The 20,303-nt window shown below is 71.6% G+C and carries 12 protein-coding genes (1 of these 12 only partly in view); 11 read left to right on the top strand and 1 reads right to left on the bottom strand.

Going from position 1 to position 20,303, the window contains the following annotated elements:
• The first annotated feature begins 25 nt into the window (after positions 1-25).
• The 3 genes from ABZ780_RS12265 to fabG are packed head-to-tail and all read left to right on the top strand — an operon-like array spanning position 26 to position 1,601.
• Complete coding sequence (locus ABZ780_RS12265; RefSeq protein ID WP_357485847.1) at positions 26-394, top strand: hypothetical protein; 369 nt, start codon at positions 26-28, stop codon at positions 392-394.
• Complete coding sequence (locus tag ABZ780_RS12260; protein ID WP_357012731.1) at positions 394-858, top strand: beta-hydroxyacyl-ACP dehydratase; 465 nt, start codon at positions 394-396, stop codon at positions 856-858. Before ABZ780_RS12265 ends, ABZ780_RS12260 begins: the two co-directional genes overlap by 1 nt.
• Entirely contained in the window at positions 855-1,601 is a 747-nt protein-coding gene (gene fabG, locus ABZ780_RS12255; protein WP_357012729.1) for a 3-oxoacyl-ACP reductase FabG, read from the top strand. The genes ABZ780_RS12260 and fabG overlap by 4 nt, the downstream gene beginning before the upstream one ends.
• Here fabG and ABZ780_RS12250 read toward each other — a convergent pair.
• Entirely contained in the window at positions 1,573-2,460 is an 888-nt protein-coding gene (locus ABZ780_RS12250; RefSeq protein ID WP_357485845.1) for an SDR family NAD(P)-dependent oxidoreductase, read from the bottom strand. The genes fabG and ABZ780_RS12250 overlap by 29 nt on opposite strands.
• A gap of 180 nt (positions 2,461-2,640) precedes the next feature.
• Between ABZ780_RS12250 and ABZ780_RS12245 the strand changes: the two genes are divergently transcribed.
• The 8 genes from ABZ780_RS12245 to ABZ780_RS12210 all read left to right on the top strand — a co-directional run.
• Entirely contained in the window at positions 2,641-3,597 is a 957-nt protein-coding gene (locus ABZ780_RS12245; protein WP_357485843.1) for a beta-ketoacyl-ACP synthase III, read from the top strand.
• Positions 3,598-3,637: 40 nt separating this feature from the next.
• On the top strand, positions 3,638-3,892 hold the full coding sequence (locus ABZ780_RS12240; protein ID WP_357485841.1) for an acyl carrier protein: 255 nt from the start codon (positions 3,638-3,640) through the stop codon (positions 3,890-3,892).
• Positions 3,889-5,244, top strand: a complete 1,356-nt coding sequence (locus ABZ780_RS12235) for a condensation domain-containing protein (RefSeq protein WP_357485840.1) — start codon at positions 3,889-3,891, stop codon at positions 5,242-5,244. The genes ABZ780_RS12240 and ABZ780_RS12235 overlap by 4 nt, the downstream gene beginning before the upstream one ends.
• Before the next feature lie 213 nt (positions 5,245-5,457).
• Positions 5,458-6,426 carry a 2,3-diaminopropionate biosynthesis protein SbnA gene (gene sbnA / locus ABZ780_RS12230; RefSeq protein ID WP_357012801.1) on the top strand — a complete coding sequence of 323 codons (969 nt, stop codon included), beginning with the start codon at positions 5,458-5,460 and terminating at the stop codon, positions 6,424-6,426.
• Complete coding sequence (gene sbnB / locus ABZ780_RS12225) at positions 6,420-7,433, top strand: 2,3-diaminopropionate biosynthesis protein SbnB (protein ID WP_357485838.1); 1,014 nt, start codon at positions 6,420-6,422, stop codon at positions 7,431-7,433. The genes sbnA and sbnB overlap by 7 nt, the downstream gene beginning before the upstream one ends.
• Before the next feature lie 17 nt (positions 7,434-7,450).
• Complete coding sequence (locus ABZ780_RS12220; RefSeq protein WP_124855650.1) at positions 7,451-7,657, top strand: MbtH family NRPS accessory protein; 207 nt, start codon at positions 7,451-7,453, stop codon at positions 7,655-7,657.
• A gap of 48 nt (positions 7,658-7,705) precedes the next feature.
• Positions 7,706-12,703: an amino acid adenylation domain-containing protein gene (locus ABZ780_RS12215; RefSeq protein WP_357485836.1), complete on the top strand. Its 4,998-nt coding sequence runs from the start codon at positions 7,706-7,708 to the stop codon at positions 12,701-12,703.
• Positions 12,700-20,303 carry the beginning of a non-ribosomal peptide synthase/polyketide synthase gene (locus ABZ780_RS12210; RefSeq protein ID WP_357485834.1) on the top strand. It continues 15,649 nt past the right edge of the window, so only the first 7,604 of its 23,253 coding nucleotides appear in the window; the start codon lies at positions 12,700-12,702; the stop codon falls past the right edge of the window. Before ABZ780_RS12215 ends, ABZ780_RS12210 begins: the two co-directional genes overlap by 4 nt.

Genomic DNA, 20,303 nt, shown 5'->3' with positions numbered 1-20,303 from the left:
TAGCCGGTGCCGGCACGGTCAGCCAGTGACCATCCTGATCCCGCCCGAGTGCGCGACCAGCGCGCGGATCGATCTCGACCACGCCAGCGGGGACGAGATCGTCGCCCGGGTCCGGCCCGACCGGGACGACCCGGTCTTCGTCGGGCACTATCCCGGCTTCCCCCTGTTGCCCGGCGTCTACATCGTCGAGTACGTGCACCGCGCCGTCCTCGCGGCGACGCCGTCGGCGATTCTCGCCGAGCTGGTGTCCTGCCGGTTCCTCCGAACGATCGATCTCGACGACGAGCTGGTCATCACCATCCGGTGTGACGGCGGGCTACGCCGGGGCGCGGTCGCCGTGTCCGGTGCGCCGGCCGCCGAGGTGGTGTTGCGCTATCAGGAAGGGAACGGTTGATGCTCGACCGCGACGACATTCGACGGCTCATCCCGCACCGCCCACCGATGCTCCTGGTCGACCGGGTCAGCGAACTGGTACCCCGGCGCCGGCTGGTGGGCAGTTACACGGTGACCGGGCCCCGGCCGCTGCCTGCCGTGCTGCTGTTGGAGTCGTGGGGCCAGGCCGCGCTGGTCCTGATCAGGCACGACCGACCGATGCCCGACGTGCTGACCGACGGGGTGCCGATCGCGGGCGCCTTCGAGGGAATCCGTTTCGGCCGGCCGGTCCTGCCGGGTGAGACGGTCGAGCACCGGGTCGAGCTGATCCGACTGATCGCCGACACGGGCTTCGTCCGGGGCGAGAGCGTGGTCGGCGCCGAGGTGGTCATGCAGGTCGGTCGTCTGGTCGGCGCGGTGCGCCCGGCGGCCGCGCTTCGCCCCGCCGTCCTGGCCGGGGTCTCCGACGTCAAGGAGTCGACATGAGTGAAACCCGACGACCCGTCGCCCTGGTCAGTGGCGGATCCCGAGGGATCGGCCGGGCCGTGGTCCGGCAGCTCGCCGCAGACGGGTACGACGTGGCCTTCTGCTATCAGAGCAACCGGGAGGCCGCCGACAAGGTCTCCGCGGAGGTGCTGGAGACCGGTGCCCAGGTGCTGGCCCGGCAGGTGGACGTCGCCGATTCCGCGCAGGTGCGCGACTTCGTCACCGGGGTGGAGCGGGACCTGGGCGAGATCGCGGCCCTGGTGACCGTCGCCGGGATCATCCGCGACCGGCCGGTGGCGATGATGGCCGACGAGGACTGGCAGTCGGTGATCGACGTCAACCTCGGGGGTGTCTACAACGTGTGCCGGGCGGCGATCCGCCGGATGATGCGGCGTCGTGGTGGCGCCATCGTCACGGTCTCCTCGGTGGCCGGCATGACCGGCAGCCCGGGCCAGACGAACTACTCGGCCTCGAAGGCCGGCATCATCGGCTTCACCAAGGCGCTGGCGAAGGAGGTCGGCCCGTACGGGATCCGGGTCAACACCGTGGCGCCGGGCTTCATCGAGACGGACATGCTGAACGACCTGCCTGCCGGGCTGGCCGTGGGCGTCCAGCAGCGGACCGCTCTCGGCCGGCTCGGCCAGGCGGAGGAGGTCGCCCCGGTGGTGACGTTCCTGCTGTCGGAGCGGGCCTCCTACCTGACCGGGCAGGTCGTCACGGTTGACGGTGGTCTGACGTTCTGACCCGCTGTGCCGCGAGCCGGGCCCGCATGGCCTCCAGGCGGACCTGGCTCGCCTGCGTCCGGGCGCGGTGCGCGGTGATCCGCAGATAGGTCGTGCCGAGCAACCTGGTGAGCAGGTCGACCCGGCGGGCGTCCGCCCCGACGATGATCTTCACTCGGTTGCGCCGGACCCCGTGCAGGATGATCCGGGCGGCCTGATCGGCCGAGGTCGTCGCCTCCCGGGCGTAGCGCTCCCGGACCCCGCCATAGCCGAGCCCCTTCGAGGCCCGGGCGTTGCTGAAGATCTCGGTGCGTACCGTGCCTGGGTAGACGCAGCTGACCCGCACCGGCACGTCGCCGACCCGCATCTCCTGCAACACCGCCTCGGTGAAACCCCGTACGGCGAACTTGGCCGCGTTGTACGCGCTCTGCGCCGGCGCCGCGGTCAACCCGTACATGCTGGAGATGTTCACCAGGTGGCCCCGGGAGGCGACGAGCAGCGGCAGGAACGCCTGGGTGCCGTGCACCACGCCCCAGAAGTCGACGTCCAGCACCCACCGCATGTCTTCCCACCTGGCCTCGGTGATCGAGGCCAGCAGGGTCACCCCGGCGTTGTTGATCACCAGGTCGGCTCCGCCGAAGTCGGCGCGTACCTCCTTGGCGTGGGCCTGCACGGCCGACCTGTCGGTGACGTCGAGTCGGTAGGTGCGGACCTCGGCTCCCCGTTCGGCGCAGATCGCGGCGGTCCGTGCCAGGCCCTCCTCCGCCGCGTCGGAGAGGGCCAGGCGGGCGCCCTGCGCGGCCAGCTCGACCGCCAACGCCCGCCCGATGCCCGAACCGGCACCGGTGACGACCGCGACCTTGCCTCGGAATTCCTTCATGCGCGCTCCCTCGGAAATCGGCATGCCCGCCTGCGGCGACACACTTCCGCCGTACGGTCCGTGGCCGGACTATCTCTTCTCCATACCGGGTGCGATGTAGAGAAGTTATGAGAGCCCCGCCGAACACTGCCTCCGGACGGTGCCACCAGGACGCCGACCAGGCGTGGCGCGGAGGAGGCGATGGCACAGATGACAGGTGCGGCAATCACCGGGCTCGGGGCGTACCGGCCGAGCAGACTGATCACCAACGAGGAGATCTCCGAGGAAGCCGGCGTGACTCCGGAGTGGATCGAGGAGCGGACCGGCATCCGATCGCGCTACCGGTCCGGGCCGGAGGAATCCGTGGTGATGATGGCCGCCGAGGCCGGCGGCAAGGCGCTGGCCATGGCCAACGTCGACCCGTCCGAGGTGGACCTGGTCATCCTCGCCTCGGCGACGAAGAAGGACCGCATTCCGGGCGGGGCGCCCGAGGTGGCCAGCCGGATCGGCATCACCGCCACCGGGGCGTTCGACCTGAACGCCGCCTGCGCCGGCTTCGCCTACTCGATCGGAATCGCGGCCAACGAGATCCGCATGGGCGGCGCCCGCAACGTGCTGGTCGTCGGGGCGGAACAACTGAGCCGCTTCATCGACCCGGAGGACCCGGCGACGTACGTCATCTTCGGTGACGGCGCGGGCGCCGCTGTGGTCTCCCCCGCGGAGGTCGACGGGATCAGCCCGACCGTGTGGGGCAGCGACGGCTCGCGGTCCGACATCCTCGGCACCAAGTGGGACGCCAACGGCCGCGAGTTCGCCAAGATGGACGGCCCCCTGGTCTACCGCTGGTCCACCAAGAACGTGCCGAGGGTGGCCCGCAAGGTGTGCGCCAACGCCGGCATCGAGCTGTCGGACATCGACTGGTTCGTGCCGCACCAGGCGAACCTGCGCATCGTCGACCAGTTGGCCGAGATCCTCCAAATCCCGGACGAGAAGGTCGCCAAGGACATCGTCGACACCGGCAACACCTCGGCCGCGTCGGTGCCGCTGGCGCTCAGCCGGCTGTACGAGAGCGGTCGGACCACCCCCGGCGATCGCGTGATGCTCCTGGGTTTCGGGGCGGGACTCGCCTACGCCGGCCAGATCATCCGGATGCCCTGACCACTCCGATCAAACCCATTCCCACGAAAGGACAAGCACCATGACGACGACCGTTAACCAGGTGTCCCTCGACGTTGTTGCGCTCACCCGCAAGCTGATGACCGACGACGCCGACCGGGAGATCAACGCCGGCGACACCTTCGTCGACCTCGGGCTGGACAGCCTCAAGCTCGTCGACCTGCTCGCCGCCGTGGAGAACCACTTCGACATCGAGGTGCCGGACGAGAAGGTCGGCAGCTTCGCCAAGGTCCAGGACCTCACCGACTTCGTCCTCTCCGCCCGGTCTGCGGTGTGACCGAGGACGTCCGGGAGTTGTCGGTCGGGCAGCGGGCGCTGTGGCTGGTCCACCGGCTGGCCCCGGACAGCCCGGCCAGCAACGTGGTGCACGGGCTGCACGTCGAACCTGCGCTCGACCCCGACCTGGTACGCCGGGCGGTGGCGGCAGTGCGATCGCGCCACGACCTGCTCCGGTCCCGGTTCGTGCAGACCGATCAGGGGCCGGTGCGGGTCGTCGATCCCGACCTCGGGTGCGAGGTCGAGGTCCACGATGTTCCCGACCTGGACGACGATGGGCTGTTGCGCCGCTGCCAGGAGTTCGGCGACCGGCCGCTCCGGCTCGAGCGGGACGGTCCGATGCGGATGGCGCTGCTGCGGCGGCGTACCGACTGCGTGCTGGTGGTCGTCATTCACCACATCGCCACCGACTTCCACTCGCAGCGGATCGTCTGGCAGGAGTTGGACGCCGCGTACGGGGCGTTGCAGGCGGGGCGGCCGGTGGAGTTGCCGCAGGTCTCCGGCAGCTACGACGACTTTCTGTCCCGGGAGCGGGCGGCGCTGGCCGGCGAGCGCGGCGAGCGGCTGCGCGCGTACTGGGATCGGGTCTGCGACGGTGCCACGGCGGCCACCCTGCCGACCGACCGGCCCCGTCCGCCGGTGCGTTCGTTTCGCGGCGGCGCGTTCAGCCAGGAACTCCCGGACGACCTCGCCGCCCGGCTGCGGGAGACCGCGGCGGCGGCCGGGGTGACGCCGTACGCCGTCGTTCTCGCCGCGTTCCAGGCGACGATGTACCGCTACACCGGTCTGGGGGAGTTCACCGTCGGTTGTCCGGCGTCGCTTCGGCGGGGACGGGCGCTGCGCGGTGTGGTCGGCATGTTGATCAACACGATCGCGTTGCGGGGGTCGTTCGACGCGGGCACCACGTTCGCCACGGCGATCACCGCGGCCGGCCGACAGCTGACCGACGCCGTGGCCCACGCCGCCTACCCGTTCCCGCTGCTCAGATCGGGCCGGCGTAACCAGGATCCGCCGGTGCGGGTGACCGTCACCCTGCTGGCTCACCAGCACGGCGACAACTACACCAGCCAGCGGCACGCGTTCGCCGGGCACCAGATCCGGCTGCTGGACATCCCGTACGACGAGGGGCAGTTCGACCTGTCGGTGACCCTCACCCAGTATCAGGACGGCCGGCTCCAGGCGGAGTTCGGCTACGACACCGACCTGTTCGACGAGGCGACAGTGCGGCGGCTGGCCGGGCACTTCCTCCAGATGCTGCGGGTGGCCTGCACGACGCCGGAGGCGGTGGTGTCCCTGGCGCCGATGGTCGACCAGGCGGAGCTGCGCGCTCTGCTGGCGCTCGGCACCTCATAGACCGGTGCGGCGTGGCCCCCGTGGCGCCTCTGGTGCCACCGGGACGGTGTGCCCGCCGTACGGGCCGGATCCGGCCGGCGCGACCCCCGTCGCCGGCCGGGTCCAGGCCCGGCGCTGACCGCCCGAGCACCGGTATAGGGCCGGTATAGCGCCGGTTGACAACGTCGTGGCGTTGGTAGATCACTCGTGGAGGGAGGAACGGTGCGCGAGGGCATCCTCTCGACGGTCGGGAACACACCGCTGGTACAGCTGGTCCGGTTGTTTCCGGAGTTCCCCTCCCGGCTATTCGTGAAGCTCGAACGCTTCAATCCCGGCGGCAGCATCAAGGACCGCACCGCGCTGAGCATGCTGCGCGCCAAGGTCGACTCCGGGGAGCTGGTGCCCGGCCGATCGGTGGTCGTCGAGTCCAGCTCGGGCAACCTGGCCATCGGGCTGGCCCAGGTCTGCGCGTACTACGCGATCCGGTTCATCTGCGTGGTCGACCCGAAGACCACCCGGCAGAACCTCGCGATCCTGACCGCGTACCACGCGGAGATCGAGATGGTCGAGCACCCTGACCCGGTGACCGGCGAGTACCTGCCGGCCCGGCAACGCCGCGTCCGCGAGTTGTGCGAGCAGGTCCCGCACGCCTACCGCCCGGACCAGTACGCCAACCCGCTCAACGCCGCCGCGCAGCGGCAGACGATGGCGGAGATCGTGACCGCGCTCGACGGGCGGATCGACTACCTGTTCTGTTCCACCGGCACCTGCGGGACGCTTGTCGGCTGCGTCGGCTACCTGCGCGACCACGGGCTGTCCACGCGGGTGGTGGCGGTGGACGCGGTGGGCAGCGCCATCTTCGGCGGCGAGCCGGCGACCCGGTTGATCCCCGGGCACGGCGCCTCGGTGGTGCCGCCCCTGGCCGCCGACGCCGCACCGGACGAGATCATGCACGTCTCCGACCTGGACTGCGTGGTCGGTTGCCGGTTGCTGCTGCACCGGGAGGCCATCCTCGCCGGCGGGTCCTCCGGCGCCACCGTGGCCGCGCTGCGCCAGCGGATGGCGGACATCCCGGCGGGTGCCACCGCCGTGCTGATCCTGCCCGACAACGGTGACCGCTACCTCGACACGATCTATTCGGATCAGTGGGTGTCCCGGCACTTCGGTGAGATCACCCACCTGTGGAAGGACGCCACGTGCTGATCATCGGTCGGGCTGTTGTGCGGGACATCCTCGACGGCGACGACGCCCGGGTGGTGGATCTGGTCCGGCACGCGTACCTGCTGCACGAGCAGGGCCATACGAGCCTGCCGCACTCGGTCTTCCTGCGCTTCCCGCAGCGGCCCCGCGACCGCATCATCGGCCTGCCCGCCTACCTCGGCGCCGACCCGCCGGTGAGCGGGATCAAGTGGATCTCCTCCTTCCCCGGCAACCTGGCCGTCGGGCTGGAGCGGGCCAGCGCGGCGGTCCTGCTGAACTCGATGCGTACCGGCCACCCGGTGGCCCTGGTCGAGGGCTCGGTCATCTCGGCCCGGCGTACCGCGGCGAGCGCGGCGCTCGCGGCCGGCCTGCTCACCGCGCGCCGCCGCCCGGACGGCCTGGCCCTGATCGGCTGCGGGCTGATCAACCAGCAGGTGCTCCGGTTCGTGGCGGGCACCGTCGCCCCGCCACCGGCGCTGACGCTGTTCGACACCGACCCGAACCGGGCCGAGGCCTTCGCCGAGGCCGCCCGGACCCTGCTGCCGGGTACGCCGACCACACTCGCCGGGACCGCCGAAGAGGCGTTGGCCGCGCACCGGCTGGTCTCGATCGCCACCACCGCCACCGAGCCCCACCTCGACCTGGCCGCCTGCCGGCCCGGCGCGGTGGTGCTGCACCTGTCCCTGCGCGATCTGCGCCCCGAAGGGCTGCTGACCGCGCGCAACGTGGTCGACGACGCCGATCACGCCTGCCGTGAGGGCACCTCGTTGCAGTTGGCCGAGCAGCTCACCGGCGGTCGGGACTTCATTCACGCCACCATCGGCTCGCTGGCCGGCGGCGAGGTGCGACTGCCCGTCGACGACGTGCCGGTGGTGGTGTCCCCGTTCGGCCTGGGCGTGCTGGACCTCGTGCTCGCCGAGCACGTCCGCGCCACCGCCGACCGGCGGCACCTGGGCGTGCGCGTCGAGGACTTCCTACCCGTGGGGGACGCCACCGTGGCGTCCACCTGATCCCTGAAGGAGTGGCAATGACCGACAACCGCAGCTACCGCGTGGTGCTCAACGACGAGGAGCAGTACTCGGTCTGGTGGACCGACCGGGACCTGCCCGCCGGTTGGCGTGCCGAGGGTACCGAGGGCAGTCGCGACGAATGCCTGGCCCGGATCGACGAGATCTGGACCGACATGCGGCCGCTGAGCCTGCGCCAGCGCATGGAGTCCCAGGCCACGGCCTGACCAACTGATCCGATCCCACGCCCGCGCCCGGTCCCCCGGAGGAGCACCATGAGCATCGTTCCGCCAGCGGCGCCCGCAGCCGCAGCCGCCACCCAGGGGGCGGGCACCCTGTCCGAGCTGATCGCCCGGCAGGCCGCGCTGACCCCCACCGCCATCGCGGTGAGCGGCGAGTCCGAGCGGTTGGACTACGCCGGACTGGACCGGCGGGCCAACCAACTCGGTCGGTACCTGGCCGAGCTGGGCGTCGGCCCGGAATCGCTTGTCGCGGTCAACCTGGACCGCGGCGTCGACCTCGTGGTCGCGTTGCTGGGAGTGTGGCGCGCCGGTGCCGCGTACCTGCCGCTGGACCCGACCCACCCCGCCGAGCGGCGGCGGCGTCTCCTCGCCGGCAGCGGGGCGGCGGTGCTGCTCACCCGTGACGCGCTGCGCGACGAGGCGACGCCCGGTCGCGTGGTCTGCCTGGACACCGACCGGGCGCGGATCGCGGCCTGCCCGGACACCCCGGCGGTGCCGTCACCCGACCCGGACTCGCTGGCGTACGCCATCTACACCTCCGGGTCCACCGGCGAACCCAAGGGAGTGCTGATCACCCATCGCGGCATCGGCAACCGGGTGACCTGGACGATCCGGGAGCACGGCCTGGGCCCGGGCGACCGGGTGTTGCAGAAGACCTCGGTCAGTTTCGACGCGGCGGGCTGGGAGTTCTTCGCCCCGCTTGCCAGTGGCGGCACCGTGGTGCTCGCGCCGGAAGGGGCACACCGGGATCCCGCCGCACTCGTCGCGGCGGTCGTCCGGCACCGGATCACCGTCCTACAGGGAGTGCCGTCGGTGTTCGGTCGGCTGGTCGACCAGCCCGGTTGGGCCGACTGCACCAGCCTGCGGCTCATCTTCTCGGCGGGCGAGCCGTTGCACGCCGACCTGTGCCGACGGCTGACGGTCACGCCCGACGTGCGGGTGTGGAACACCTACGGCCCCACCGAGTGCGCCATCGACGTGACCGCCCACCCGGTGGACCCGGCCCAGCCGGCCGGGCCGGTGCCGATCGGACGCCCGCTGCCCGGCGTCCGCGTCCAGGTGCTCGACGCCGACCGTCGGCCGGTGCCGGTGGGTGTGGTCGGCGAGCTCTATATCGGTGGGGCCAACCTGGGCCGGGGCTATCTGCACCGGCCGGACCTGACCGCCGAACGGTTCGTGCCCGACGAGTACGGGCCGCCCGGCGAGCGCCTCTACCGCACCGGCGACCAGGTCCGGTGGCGCGCCGACCGGAGCCTGGAGTTCGTCGGTCGGACCGATCACCAACTCAAGGTCAACGGGGTGCGGATCGAACCGGCCGAGGTGGAGGCGGTGCTCGCCGCGCACCCGGACGTCCAGTCGGCGGTGGTGGTGGGGCACACCGACCCGGCCGGTCGCCGGCAGCTCGCCGCGTACGTCGCCGGTCGGCGGTCACTCGACCCGGCGGCCCTGCGCGCGTTCTGCGTCGGCCGGCTGCCCGAGGCGCTGGTGCCGGCCGTGTTCCAGCCGGTGGCGGAGTTCCCGCTCACCGCCAGCGGCAAGATCGACCGGTCCGCCCTGCCGGCGATTGACCCTCTCGACCGGCCGGCGCTGCGGCCACCGCGGACCGCCGCCGAACAGACGGTCGCGGCCATCTGGCGGGACCTGCTCGACGTCGACCAGGTCGGCGTCGACGACGACTTCTACCAGCTCGGCGGCTCATCACTGGTGACGCTGCTGCTGGAGAGCCGGCTCAGCGGGGCGGGCGGCGCGGTGGCGCTGCGCGACCTGCTCACCCACACCACCGTGGCGGCGCAGGCCCGGCTGGTGGAGGCGGCCACCCTGGCGGCTCCGCCGGTGCTGCCGGTGGGACGCGACCGACCCCTGCCGCTCTCCGCAGCCCAGCACCGCCTCTGGATGCTCGACCAGCTCGACCCGGGCAGCAAGGAGTGGGTCGTCCCCGTGCACGTACGGCTGCCCGCCGCCATCCACCCCGACCACGTCCGGGCGGCCCTGCACGCGCTCGAGGTACGGCATGAGCCATTGCGCACCCGCTACCTGGTCGTCGACGGGGTGGCCCGGCAGCAGGTCGTGTCGCCGGGAGAGGTCGACCTGGAGGTGCGCGACGTCAGCGACGGCGGGCTGGCCGAACTGATCACCGCACAACTCGGCCAGGGTTTCGACCTGCACACCGGGCCGCTGTGGCGGGCCGGGCTGGCCATCGCCACCGGCCGCGATCACCTGCTGGTGCTGGCCGTGCACCACATCGCGTCCGACGCCGGCACCGCCGACGTCCTCGAACGGGACCTGCGGGAGCTGTGCGACGCCGCCGCGCTGGGACGGCCGGCCGACCTGGCGGAGCTGCGGGTGCAGTACGCCGACTACGCGGTCTGGCAGCAGCGGCACCTCACCGACGAGGTCGTCGAGCGGGAGTTGGCGTACTGGCGGGAGACGCTGGCCGGGATGCCCCAGCTGGAGCTGCCGCTGGACCGTCCGCGCCCGGCCCGGCGGGACGCGCAGGGCCGGATGCTCGGCTTCACCGTCGAGGCGGAGGTCGCCGGCGCCCTGACCGAGCTGGGTCGGCGCTGCGCGGCCAGCCCGTTCATCGCACTGCTCACCGGCTTCGCCACGGTTCTCGCTCGCTACACCGGGCAGTGGGACGTGCCGATCGGCACGCCCACCTCGGGGCACCGGCCCGCCGAGCTGGACCAGATCGCCGGGATCTTCCTCAATCCGGTGGTGCTGCGCTGCACGCTGGACCCGGCGTCCGGCTTCACCGAGGCGGTCCGGGAGGTCCGCGACCGGACCGCCGCCGCCCTGGCCCACCAGGACCTGCCCTTCGACCGGGTGGTGTACGACCTGGTCGGTGAGCGGGACCTCTCCCGCACCCCCCTCTACCAGGTGGCGCTGAACTACCAGGAGGGCGGGATCACCGGCCGGGTGGCCGACGACCCGCTCACGATCGACGCGCTGCGGCGGGCGTCCACAGTGGCTAAGACCGACCTGACCGTGCACCTGTGGCCGCAGCCGGACGGCTCGCTCGCCGGAGCCGTGGAGTACGCCACCGCGCTGTTCGACGACGCCACCGTGCGACGACTGGCCGACCACTTCGTCCGGCTGCTCCGCGCCGCCGCCGACGAGCCGGACGCCCGCCTGGACCAGCTCGACCTGTTCTCGGCCGAGGAGCGGCACCGGCTGCTGCACGAGTGGAACGGGCCGACGGTGCCCCGGCCGGCCACCACCGTGGTCGACCTGTTCGAGGCACGCCGCGCGGCGACACCGCACGCCGTGGCGTTGCGCCACGGCGACGCGCGCACCAGCTACGCCGAGTTGGACGACCGGGCCAACCGCTTCGCCAACCACCTGCGTCGGTCCGACGTCGCGCCGGGCACGACCATCGCCGTACTGCTGGGGCGGGGCCCCGACCTGGTCGCCGCGATTCTCGGCTGCTGGAAGGCGGGTGCCGCCTGCCTTCCGCTGGACCCCTCGTACCCGACCGACCGGATCGGCTACCTGCTCGACACCGCTGGCGTCGGCCTCGCCATCACCGACTCGCGGTACGCCGACCGGTTCGGTGTGCCCACCCTCCAGGTGGACACCCACCGGCTGATGGTCAGTGCCGAGCCGCCTACCGCGCCGACTCGCGACCTCGACCCGGCGCAGACGGCGTACGTGCTGTTCACCTCCGGATCGACCGGCCGCCCCAAGGGGGTGCTGCTCTCCCACGCGGCGGTGACGAACTTCCTGGCCTGCGCCACGGAGACCGAGGCGCTCGGCGACCGGGGAGGCCGCCCGGCCGGTGGCGGGGCCCCGCTCTTCTCCACCATCGCCTTCGACCTGTCGATCTCCAACCTCTGGGGGCCGCTGGTGGCCGGGCAGCCGGTGGCCCTGCTGCCGCAGGAGTTCGACCTCACCCAGCTCGGCGCGCTGCTGCTGGCCGCCGGCCCGTACGACCGCTTCATCATGACGCCCCCGCACCTGGAGCTGCTGGCCGCACAGGTCGACGCCGCGCAGGCGCAGCGGCTGGCCGGTCAGCTCTGGGTGGCTGGTGGGGTGCTGCGCCGGTCGGTGGCGAACCAGTGGCTCGACCTGCTCGGTCCCGGCGGCTTGATCAACTCCTATGGTCCGACCGAGACCACCGTGATCATGTCGGCGTACCCGGTGGTCGCACCACAGACCAGCGAGATCGTGCCGATCGGCCGGCCGATGGCGAACACCGTGGTGCGGATCCTGGACGACGCGATGCGGCTGCTGCCGGTGGGCGCCGTCGGCGAGCTGTACATCGGTGGCGCGTGCCTGGCCACCGGCTACCTCGGGCGGCCCGGGCTGACCGCCGAGCGCTTCGTGCCCGACCCCTTCGGCCCACCGGGCGCCCGCCTCTACCGCAGCGGCGACCGGGGGCACTGGCGGCCCGACGGCACGATGGCCTTCGTCGGTCGGGTGGACGACCAGGTCAAGGTCCGCGGCTACCGAATCGAACCCGGCGAGATCAGCGCCGTCGTCGCCCAACATCCCCAGGTACGCGACTGCGTGGTCCTCGCCCACCAGGACCGCCTGGTCGCCTTCTACCTCGGCGAGGCCACCGACCTGGCCGCGTACTGCGCCCGGCAGCTGCCCGACTTCATGGTGCCCAGCCTGTTCGTACCGGTGGACCGGATCCCGCTCAACGCCAACGGCAAGGTCGACCGGGACGCCCTGCGCGGCCGGCTCGACGCGGCGCTCGCCGACGGCACCGCCGACCCCACCGAGTTCGTCGCACCGCAGACCGTGGTCGAGAAGCGCGTCGCCGAGAACTGGGCGGAGCTGCTCGACGGCCGGATCGGCGCGACCACCGACTTCTTCCTCCTGGGTGGTCACTCGGTGCTCGCCGCCCGGCTGATCGCCGGGTTGCAGGAGGAGTTCGACCTCGACCTGCCGATCCGGTTGGTGTTCGAGCACCCGACGGTGCGCGCCCAGGCGATCGCCATCGAAGACCTGATCCGCGCGGAGGTCGACGCGCTGGACGCCGCAGACCTCACCCACGACCTTTCGCGATCCGAGGAGTCCCCGGCATGACCAGCATCGCCAACGAGCCGAACCTGCGTGAAGAACTCGTCCAGCGTCGCCTGGCCGGCCGTCGTACCGGCCGCCGGGGCCGGATCCCGACCGTCGACCGGTCGGGGGAGCTGCCGCTGTCGTACGGCCAACAGCAGATGTGGTTCCTCAACCGGATGGACCCCACCAGCGCCGAGTTCCTGGTCTCCTCCGCGCTGCGGCTGCACGGCCCACTGGACGCCGACGCGCTGGGCCGCGCCATCGACGCCCTGGTCGCCCGGCACGAGATCCTCCGCACCCGCTACGCCCTCGCCGGCACCGCTCCGGTCCAGGTGATTGACCCACCGGCGCGCCGCGACCTGCCGGTGGTGGACCTGACCGACCGGCCGGGCACCGAGCGGGAGGCGGCGCTCGACGCGGTGCTCGCCGACGCCGCGCTGACCGGGTTCGACCTGGCCCGGGACTGGCCGGTGCGGGCCGTGCTGGTCCGGCTCGACACCGACGAGCACGTCCTCGCCCTGGTGCTGCACCACATCGCCTGCGACGCGCCCTCCGTCGCGGTGCTCACCGGTGAGCTGGCCGAGCTGTACGCCGCCCTGCGGGCCGGCGTCGAGCCCTGGTTGCCGGCGCCCGCCGTGCAGTTCGCCGACTTCGCCGCCTGGCAGCGCGGCCGGCCGCGCGCCGAGTCGGTGGCCCGGTCGCTCGACTACTGGCGCGACCAGCTCGCCGGGCTGACGCCGGTGGAGCTGCCGGCCGACCGGACCCGTCCGAAGAACCGCGACTGGCGCGGCTCGTCGGTGCCGTTCACCCTGAGCGCCGATCTCTCCGCCGCGCTGCGCGGCGTCGCCCGCGACGCCGGCACCACCGTCTTCGTCACCCTGCTCAGCGCCTTCCAGGCGCTGCTGTCGCGCTACACCGGCCGGACCGACCTCGCCGTGGGCACGGTGTCGTCCGCGCGCAGCCGCGCGGAGCTGCACAACCTCGTCGGGTACGGCATCGACAACCTGGTGCTGCGGGCACGGTGGAGCGGCGACCCCTCGTTCGCCGCCCTGCTGGCGCAGACCCGGGACACCGTGTTGGGCGCGTTCGACCACACCGACGCCCCGTTCGCGCTGCTGGCCGACGAGCTGGAGCCGGAACGGGATCTGTCCCGTACCCCGCTCTACCAGGTCGCGTTCACCCTCCAGAGCGAGCCGCCCTCCACCAACTGGCCCGGCGACCTGCGCGTGGAGCCGGTCGAGCTGCCCCTGCGGACGTCCAAGGTGGACCTGACGCTGCACATGATGGAGGGCGCCGACGGCGGGCTGCGCGGCCGGATCGAGTACGCCACCGCCCTGTTCGACGCTGCCACCGTCGAGCGCGCCGCCGACCACCTGGTGCGGCTCCTGGAGCAGGTGGCGGCCGACCCGATGGCCCGACTGTCCGACCTGGCCATCCTCGGTGCCGCCGAGCTGGCAGTGGTGACCCGGGGGCCGGTCACCGCGGACCCGGTCACCGGCACCGTGCACGGCGTCTTCGAGGCGATGGCGGCCACCCACCCCGACGCGGCGGCGATGACGGCGGGCGACACCACCCGTAGCTACGCCGAACTGAACGCCGACGCCAACCGGCTCGCCCACTGGCTGCGCGGCCACGGTGCCGGCCCGGAGCGGCTGGTCGGTGTGCATCTCGACCACGGCCCCGAACTGGTGCCGGCCCTGCTCGGCGTGCTCAAGTCCGGCGCGGCGTACCTGCCCCTCGACCCGGCCTCGCCGGACGAGCGCCTCGACTTCATGATCAACGACGCCGGGGTGGAGATCGTCCTGACCACGACCGCCCACCGCGACCGGTTCGCCGACTTCGGTGGGACAGTTGTGCTGCTGGACGACCCGGACCTCGTCGCCGAGCTGGCCACCCAGTCGGCCGCCGACCCGGCCGTGCCGATGGACGTGGGCAACCTCTGCTACGTCATCTACACCTCGGGCTCCACCGGCCGCCCCAAGGGTGTCGCGGTGGCCCACCGGCAGGTGCTGCGGCTGCTGACCGTCACCGCCGCCGACTACCGGTTCGGCCCGGACGACGTGTGGACGCTACTGCACTCGTACGCCTTCGACTTCTCCGTCTGGGAGATCTGGGGCTGCCTCCTGCACGGCGGTCGGCTGCTCGTGGTGCCCCGGGCGCTGGCCCGATCCCCGCAGGAGCTGCTCGACGAGCTGATCGCGCACCGGGTCACGGTGCTCTGCCAGACGCCCACGGCGTTCCGCGCGCTGGTCCGGCTCGCGGCCGAGGGCGACCCCCGGGTGGACCGGCTTGCCCTGCGGGTGGTGACCTTCGGCGGCGAGAAACTGGACTTCGCCGAGCTGGCACCGTGGGTGGCCAGCCGTGGCGTGGACGCACCGCACCTGATCAACATGTACGGGATCACCGAGACCACCGTGCACACCACGTACCACCGGGTCACCGCCGACGAGGTGGGCGGTACGGCCAGCCTGATCGGCGTACCGCTGTCGGACCTCACCGTCCACCTGCTCGACGCCGATGGCCGACCGGTGCCGATCGGCGTACCGGGTGAGATCCACGTGGGTGGCCCGGGCGTCGCCCGCGGCTACCTCGGTCGCGCCGAACTCACCGCGCAGCGTTTCGTGCCGGACCCGTGGGGGCCGGCGGGTTCGCGGCTCTACCGCAGCGGCGACCTCGCCCGCCGGCACGCCGACGGACGGCTGGAGTTCGTCGGACGCATCGACCACCAGGTCAAGATCCGCGGCTACCGGGTGGAGCTGGGCGAGATCGAGGCGGCCCTGACCGTCCTGCCCGGTGTCCGGCACGCGGTGGTGGTGCTGCGCGAGGACAACCCGGGCGACCAGCGGCTGACCGCCTACCTGGTGGCCGACGACACCTCGACGCTGCTGCGCCCGTCGCAGCTGCGCGCGGCGCTGGGCCGGACGCTCCCGGACTACATGGTCCCGGCGGCGTTCATGCCGCTGCCCCGGATCCCGCTGACCGTCAACGGCAAGCTCGACCAGGCCGCGCTGCCCGCCCCGGGCCGTTCGGTGGCCGCCGTCGACCGCCCCTACGTGGCCCCGCGCACGACCGTGGAGCAGCAGCTCGCCGATATCTGGACCGCCACACTCGGGCTGGACCGGGTCGGTGTGCAGGACGGCTTCTTCGACCTCGGCGGCGACTCCATCCGTGCGGTGGCACTGGCCGGCGCGTTGCGTGAGGCGCACTTCGACGTCGAGGTCCGGGACATCTTCGAGCGGCGTACCGTCGCCGAGCTGGCCGAACTGCTCACCGCGCGGCCGGCCGCCGAGCCGGAGCCGGCGGTCGCCCCGTTCGAGCTGGTCGGCGAGGAGGACCGCGCCGCGCTGCCCGCCGGCCTGGTGGACGCCTACCCGTGCACCCAGGGACAGCTCGGCATGCTGGTCGAGCTGCTGTCCGACACCGAGCAGAACCCGTACCACAACGTGACCAGCTACCGGGTTCGCGGCGAAGGGGAGTTCTCCCTGGACGCGCTGCGCGCCGCCGCGGCACTGCTGGTGCGCCGCCACGAGGTGCTGCGTACCTCGTTCGACCTGACCAGCTATTCGGTGCCGATGCAGCTGGTGCACGCCACCGCCGAGCTGACCGTCACGCATGATCACACGGTCACCACCGAGCGGGCCGAGCTGGACCGGGAACTGCGTGAGCACATCGCTGTCGAGCGGGCCCAACTGTTCGACCTCGATCGCCCGTCGCTGCTGCGGCTGCACGCCCGTACCTGCCCGGACGGCAGTTGGTGGCTCACCATCACCGAGTGCCACCCGATCCTGGACGGATGGAGCTACCACTCGCTGATCATGGAGTTGGTCCGCGCGTACCAGCAGATCCGTGCCGGAGAGCCGCTGTCGCCGCAGCCCATCCCGTCGGTGCGGTTCGCCGACGCCGTCGCGGCCGAACGGCGGTCGGTCACCGGCGACGCCGACCGGGCGTACTGGCGTGGTGTCCTGGCCGGTCGGGCCCGTCACGACCTGCCCACCGGCTGGGGTGACCCCGAGGCGCCGGAGGGTGCCAAGCACGAGCACTGGGTGCCGGTGCAGGACCTCGAATCCTCGCTGCGCGACCTGGCCCGGCGCCTCGGCGTGCCGTTCAAGTCGACCATGCTGGCCGCGCACCTGAAGGTGATGAGCCAGCTCACCGGCGCGGAGCGGTTCTACACCGGTCTGGTCTGCAACATCCGGCCCGAGGCGGCAGGCGCCGACCGGGTGTACGGCATGCACCTCAACACCGTGCCGGTCGGCTACGACGGGCCGGCCGCCACCTGGGAGGAGCTGATCCAGCGGACCTTCGCCGCCGAGGTGGAGCTGTGGCCGCACCGGCGCTATCCGCTGTCCACCCTGCAGCGGGAGGTCGGCGAGGACGCCCGCATGCTCGACGTGCGGTTCAGCTTCCACGACTTCCACCAGATCGACGCCGACGACATCGACTACGCCGAGTCCATCGACGACAGCCCCACCGAGTTCCCGCTGGGCGTGTTCAGCCGGCTCGGCTTCCTCACCTTGCAGGCCAGCCAACGGCACGTCGGCCACGACGCCCTGCGCCGCCTGGGCGCCATGTATCGAGTGGTGTTGGAGGCGATGGTGGCGGATCCGGGTGGGGACGCCCGGGTCGTGTGCTTGCCGGCGGGTGAGCTGTCGGTGGTGGTGGCCGACGGCGGTGGTGTGGTGGAGCCGGTGTCGGGGTCGGTCCTGCGGTGGTTCGAGGAGCAGGTTTCCCGGGTGCCGTCGGGCGAGGCGGTGAACGGTGTGCCGTTCACCGGGTTGGATGCGCGGGCGGTGGCGTTGGGGTCGTGGTTGGCCTCGCGGGGTGTTTCTCGTGGGTCGGTGGTGGGGGTGCTGCTGGATCGGGGTGCCGATCTGGTGGCGGCGCTGCTGGGGGTGTGGAAGGCGGGTGCGGCGTTCGTGCCGCTGGACCCGTCGTATCCGGTGGGTCGTGTTGAGGCCATGTTGGCCGATGCGGGCGCGTCGGTGCTTGTGACGTCGTCGGGGCACGTGGACCGCTGCCCCGATGGCGTCGAGGTGCTGACCGTCGACTCTGTGCCGCAGGTGGAGTCGGTGGTGTTGCCGGGTGTGGTGGATTCCGATGATTTGGCGTATGTGATTTTCACGTCGGGTTCGACGGGTCGGCCGAAGGGTGTGCAGGTTACGCATCGGGGTTTGGCGAATCATGTTCGTTGGGCGTCGGTGGAGTTGGCGGGTCGTGGTTCGGGTGGGTCGGCGGTGTTTTCGTCGGTGGCGTTTGATTTGCAGGTGCCGAATGTGTGGGCGCCGTTGGTGGTGGGCCAGCGGGTGTTCATGGTGGATCAGGATCTGGATTTGGCGGAGTTGGGGGAGTCGCTGTCGGCGGCTGCTCCGTTTAGTTTTTTGAAGTTGACGCCGGGTCATTTGGAGATTTTGGGTCGGCAGTTGTCGGATGAGTTGTTGGCTGGTTTGGCGCCGGTGGTGGTGGTTGCGGGTGAGGGTTTGCCTGCGGCGTTGGCTAATCGGTGGTTGGGTCTTCTGGGTCCGGGGAATTTGATTAATGAGTATGGGCCGACGGAGGCGTCGGTGGGGACGTGTGTTTTCCCGGTGCGGGTGGAGCAGACGTTGCCGGTGGTGCCGAGTGGTCGGGCGTTGCCGGGTATGCGGATGTTCGTGCTTGATTCGTGGATGAATCTGGTGCCGGTGGGTGTGGTTGGTGAGTTGTTCGTTGGTGGTGTTGGTGTTGCTCGGGGTTATGTGGGTCAGTCGGGTTTGACGGCGGATCGGTTTGTGCCGGATCCGTTCGCCTCGGATGGGTCGCGGTTGTATAAGACGGGGGATCTGGTTCGCTGGTTGGCCGATGGTGCGGTCGAGTTCGTCGGCCGGGTTGATCATCAGGTGAAGGTTCGTGGTTACCGGATCGAGCTGGGTGAGATCGAGTCGGTGATCAGCGCCGTGGCCGGGGTTCGCGATGTGGTGGCCCTGGTCCAGGGCGAGGGCTCGCGGCTGGTGGCGTTCTATGTGCCGGACGGTCCGGATGTCGGCTTGTCGGAGCGGGTGCTGCGGGAGTGCGCAAGCCGGCTGCCGGAGTACATGATCCCGGCGGACCTCGTGGTGGTGGAGTCGATCCCGCTGAACGCCAACGGGAAGGTCGACCGGGCTGCTCTCGCGGCGTCGGTGACCGGTGGCGGGCGGGTGCACGTGGCCCCGCGTACCGACCTGGAGCGGCAGCTCGCGGAGATCTGGGCGCGGGTGTTGACCCTGGACACGGTCAGCGTGGCGGACAGCTTCTTCGACCTCGGCGGCCACTCGATCAGCGCCATCGCTCTCGTCGGCGCGCTGCGCGCGGCCGGCTTCTCCGCCTCGGTACGTGATGTCTTCGTGCACCGCACCGTCGCCGCGCTCGCCGTGCACCTGTCGGCGGGGGACGCCGCCGAGGTCGCTCCGGAGTTCCAGCCGGTCGCGCCGTTCGCGCTGCTCGACGACGCCGACCGGGCCGCACTGCCCGCCGGTCTCAGCGACGCCTACCCGATCGCCCAGGTGCAACTCGGGATGCTCGTCAAGACGATGACCGACACCGAGCGGCACACGTACCACAACGTCTCGGCCTTCCCGATCCACGACGAGCAGCCGCTGGTCCTCGACGCGCTGCGCCGCGCCGTGCAGACCGTCGTCGACCGGCACGAGATCCTGCGTACGTCGTTCGACCTGAACGGCTACTCGGTGCCGCTGCAACTCGTGCACGCCGAGGTGCCGATCGAGGTGACCGAACTCGACCTGCGCGGCCCGGACACCGAGGCCCGGATGAGCGCCTTCATGGCCGCCGAACGGGCCAACCCGTTCGCTCCGGATGAGGTCCCGCAGATACGCGTCGCCGGTGCGATCGGCGAGGGCAACGCCTGGTGGTTCGTGCTGACCATGTCGCACGGCATCCTCGAAGGCTGGAGCCACCACTCCCTGCTGATGGAAATCCTGGACAACTACCGGCGGCTGCGGGACACCGGTGCTCCGGTGCCCGTCGACGCGCTGCCCGTGCGCTACGCCGACTTCGTCGCCGCGGAACTGGCCGCGCTGACGTCCGCCGAGGACGAGGCGTACTGGCGGGGTGTCGTCGATTACCCGCGCTTCGCCCTGCCCACCGGCTGGGGTGCCCCCGACTCCGACCCCCAGTTCCAGTGCGGCACCCGGGTGCCGCTGCACGACCTGCTCGACGGGCTCCGGTACCTGGCAAGCAGCACCGGCACCGCACTGAAGAGCGTGCTGCTGGCCGCGCACCTGAAGGTGATGAGCCAGATCACCGTCGAGCCCGTCTTCACCAGCGGCCTGGTCTGCCACGGGCGGCCCGAGGTGACCGGCGCGGACCAGGTGTACGGCATGCACCTGAACACGTTGCCGATCGTGCACCGTGGTCCGGCAGCCACCTGGACGGAGCTGATCCGGCAGACCTTCGCCGCCGAGGTGGAGCTGTGGCCGCACCGGCACTACCCGCTGCCGTCGGTGCAGCGGTTCACCGACGGCGCCCGGCCCATCGAGATCCTCTTCAACTACCTCGACTTCGCGCAGGTCGACACCGAGCGGGTCGGCTTCGACGACGCCGTCTACGAGGCGTCCAGTGAGTTCGACCTGCACGTCTCCACGCTGGACGG

Origin of the sequence: Micromonospora sp. NPDC047467 (assembly GCF_040643095.1) — a bacterium.
GTDB lineage: Bacteria > Actinomycetota > Actinomycetes > Mycobacteriales > Micromonosporaceae > Micromonospora.
The sequence above is the reverse complement of the archived record's forward strand: the minus strand, read 5'-3'. Positions and strand labels throughout refer to the sequence as shown.

Excerpts from the sequence above, each read along its gene's own strand:
- fabG (WP_357012729.1), top strand. The coding sequence starts at position 855 with ATGAGTGAAACCCGACGACCCGTCGCCCTGGTCAGTGGCGGATCCCGA.
- ABZ780_RS12250 (WP_357485845.1), bottom strand. The coding sequence starts at position 2,460 with ATGAAGGAATTCCGAGGCAAGGTCGCGGTCGTCACCGGTGCCGGTTCG.
- ABZ780_RS12215 (WP_357485836.1), top strand. The coding sequence starts at position 7,706 with ATGAGCATCGTTCCGCCAGCGGCGCCCGCAGCCGCAGCCGCCACCCAG.
- ABZ780_RS12220 (WP_124855650.1), top strand. The coding sequence starts at position 7,451 with ATGACCGACAACCGCAGCTACCGCGTGGTGCTCAACGACGAGGAGCAG.
- ABZ780_RS12260 (WP_357012731.1), top strand. The coding sequence starts at position 394 with ATGCTCGACCGCGACGACATTCGACGGCTCATCCCGCACCGCCCACCG.
- ABZ780_RS12240 (WP_357485841.1), top strand. The coding sequence starts at position 3,638 with ATGACGACGACCGTTAACCAGGTGTCCCTCGACGTTGTTGCGCTCACC.
- ABZ780_RS12245 (WP_357485843.1), top strand. The coding sequence starts at position 2,641 with ATGGCACAGATGACAGGTGCGGCAATCACCGGGCTCGGGGCGTACCGG.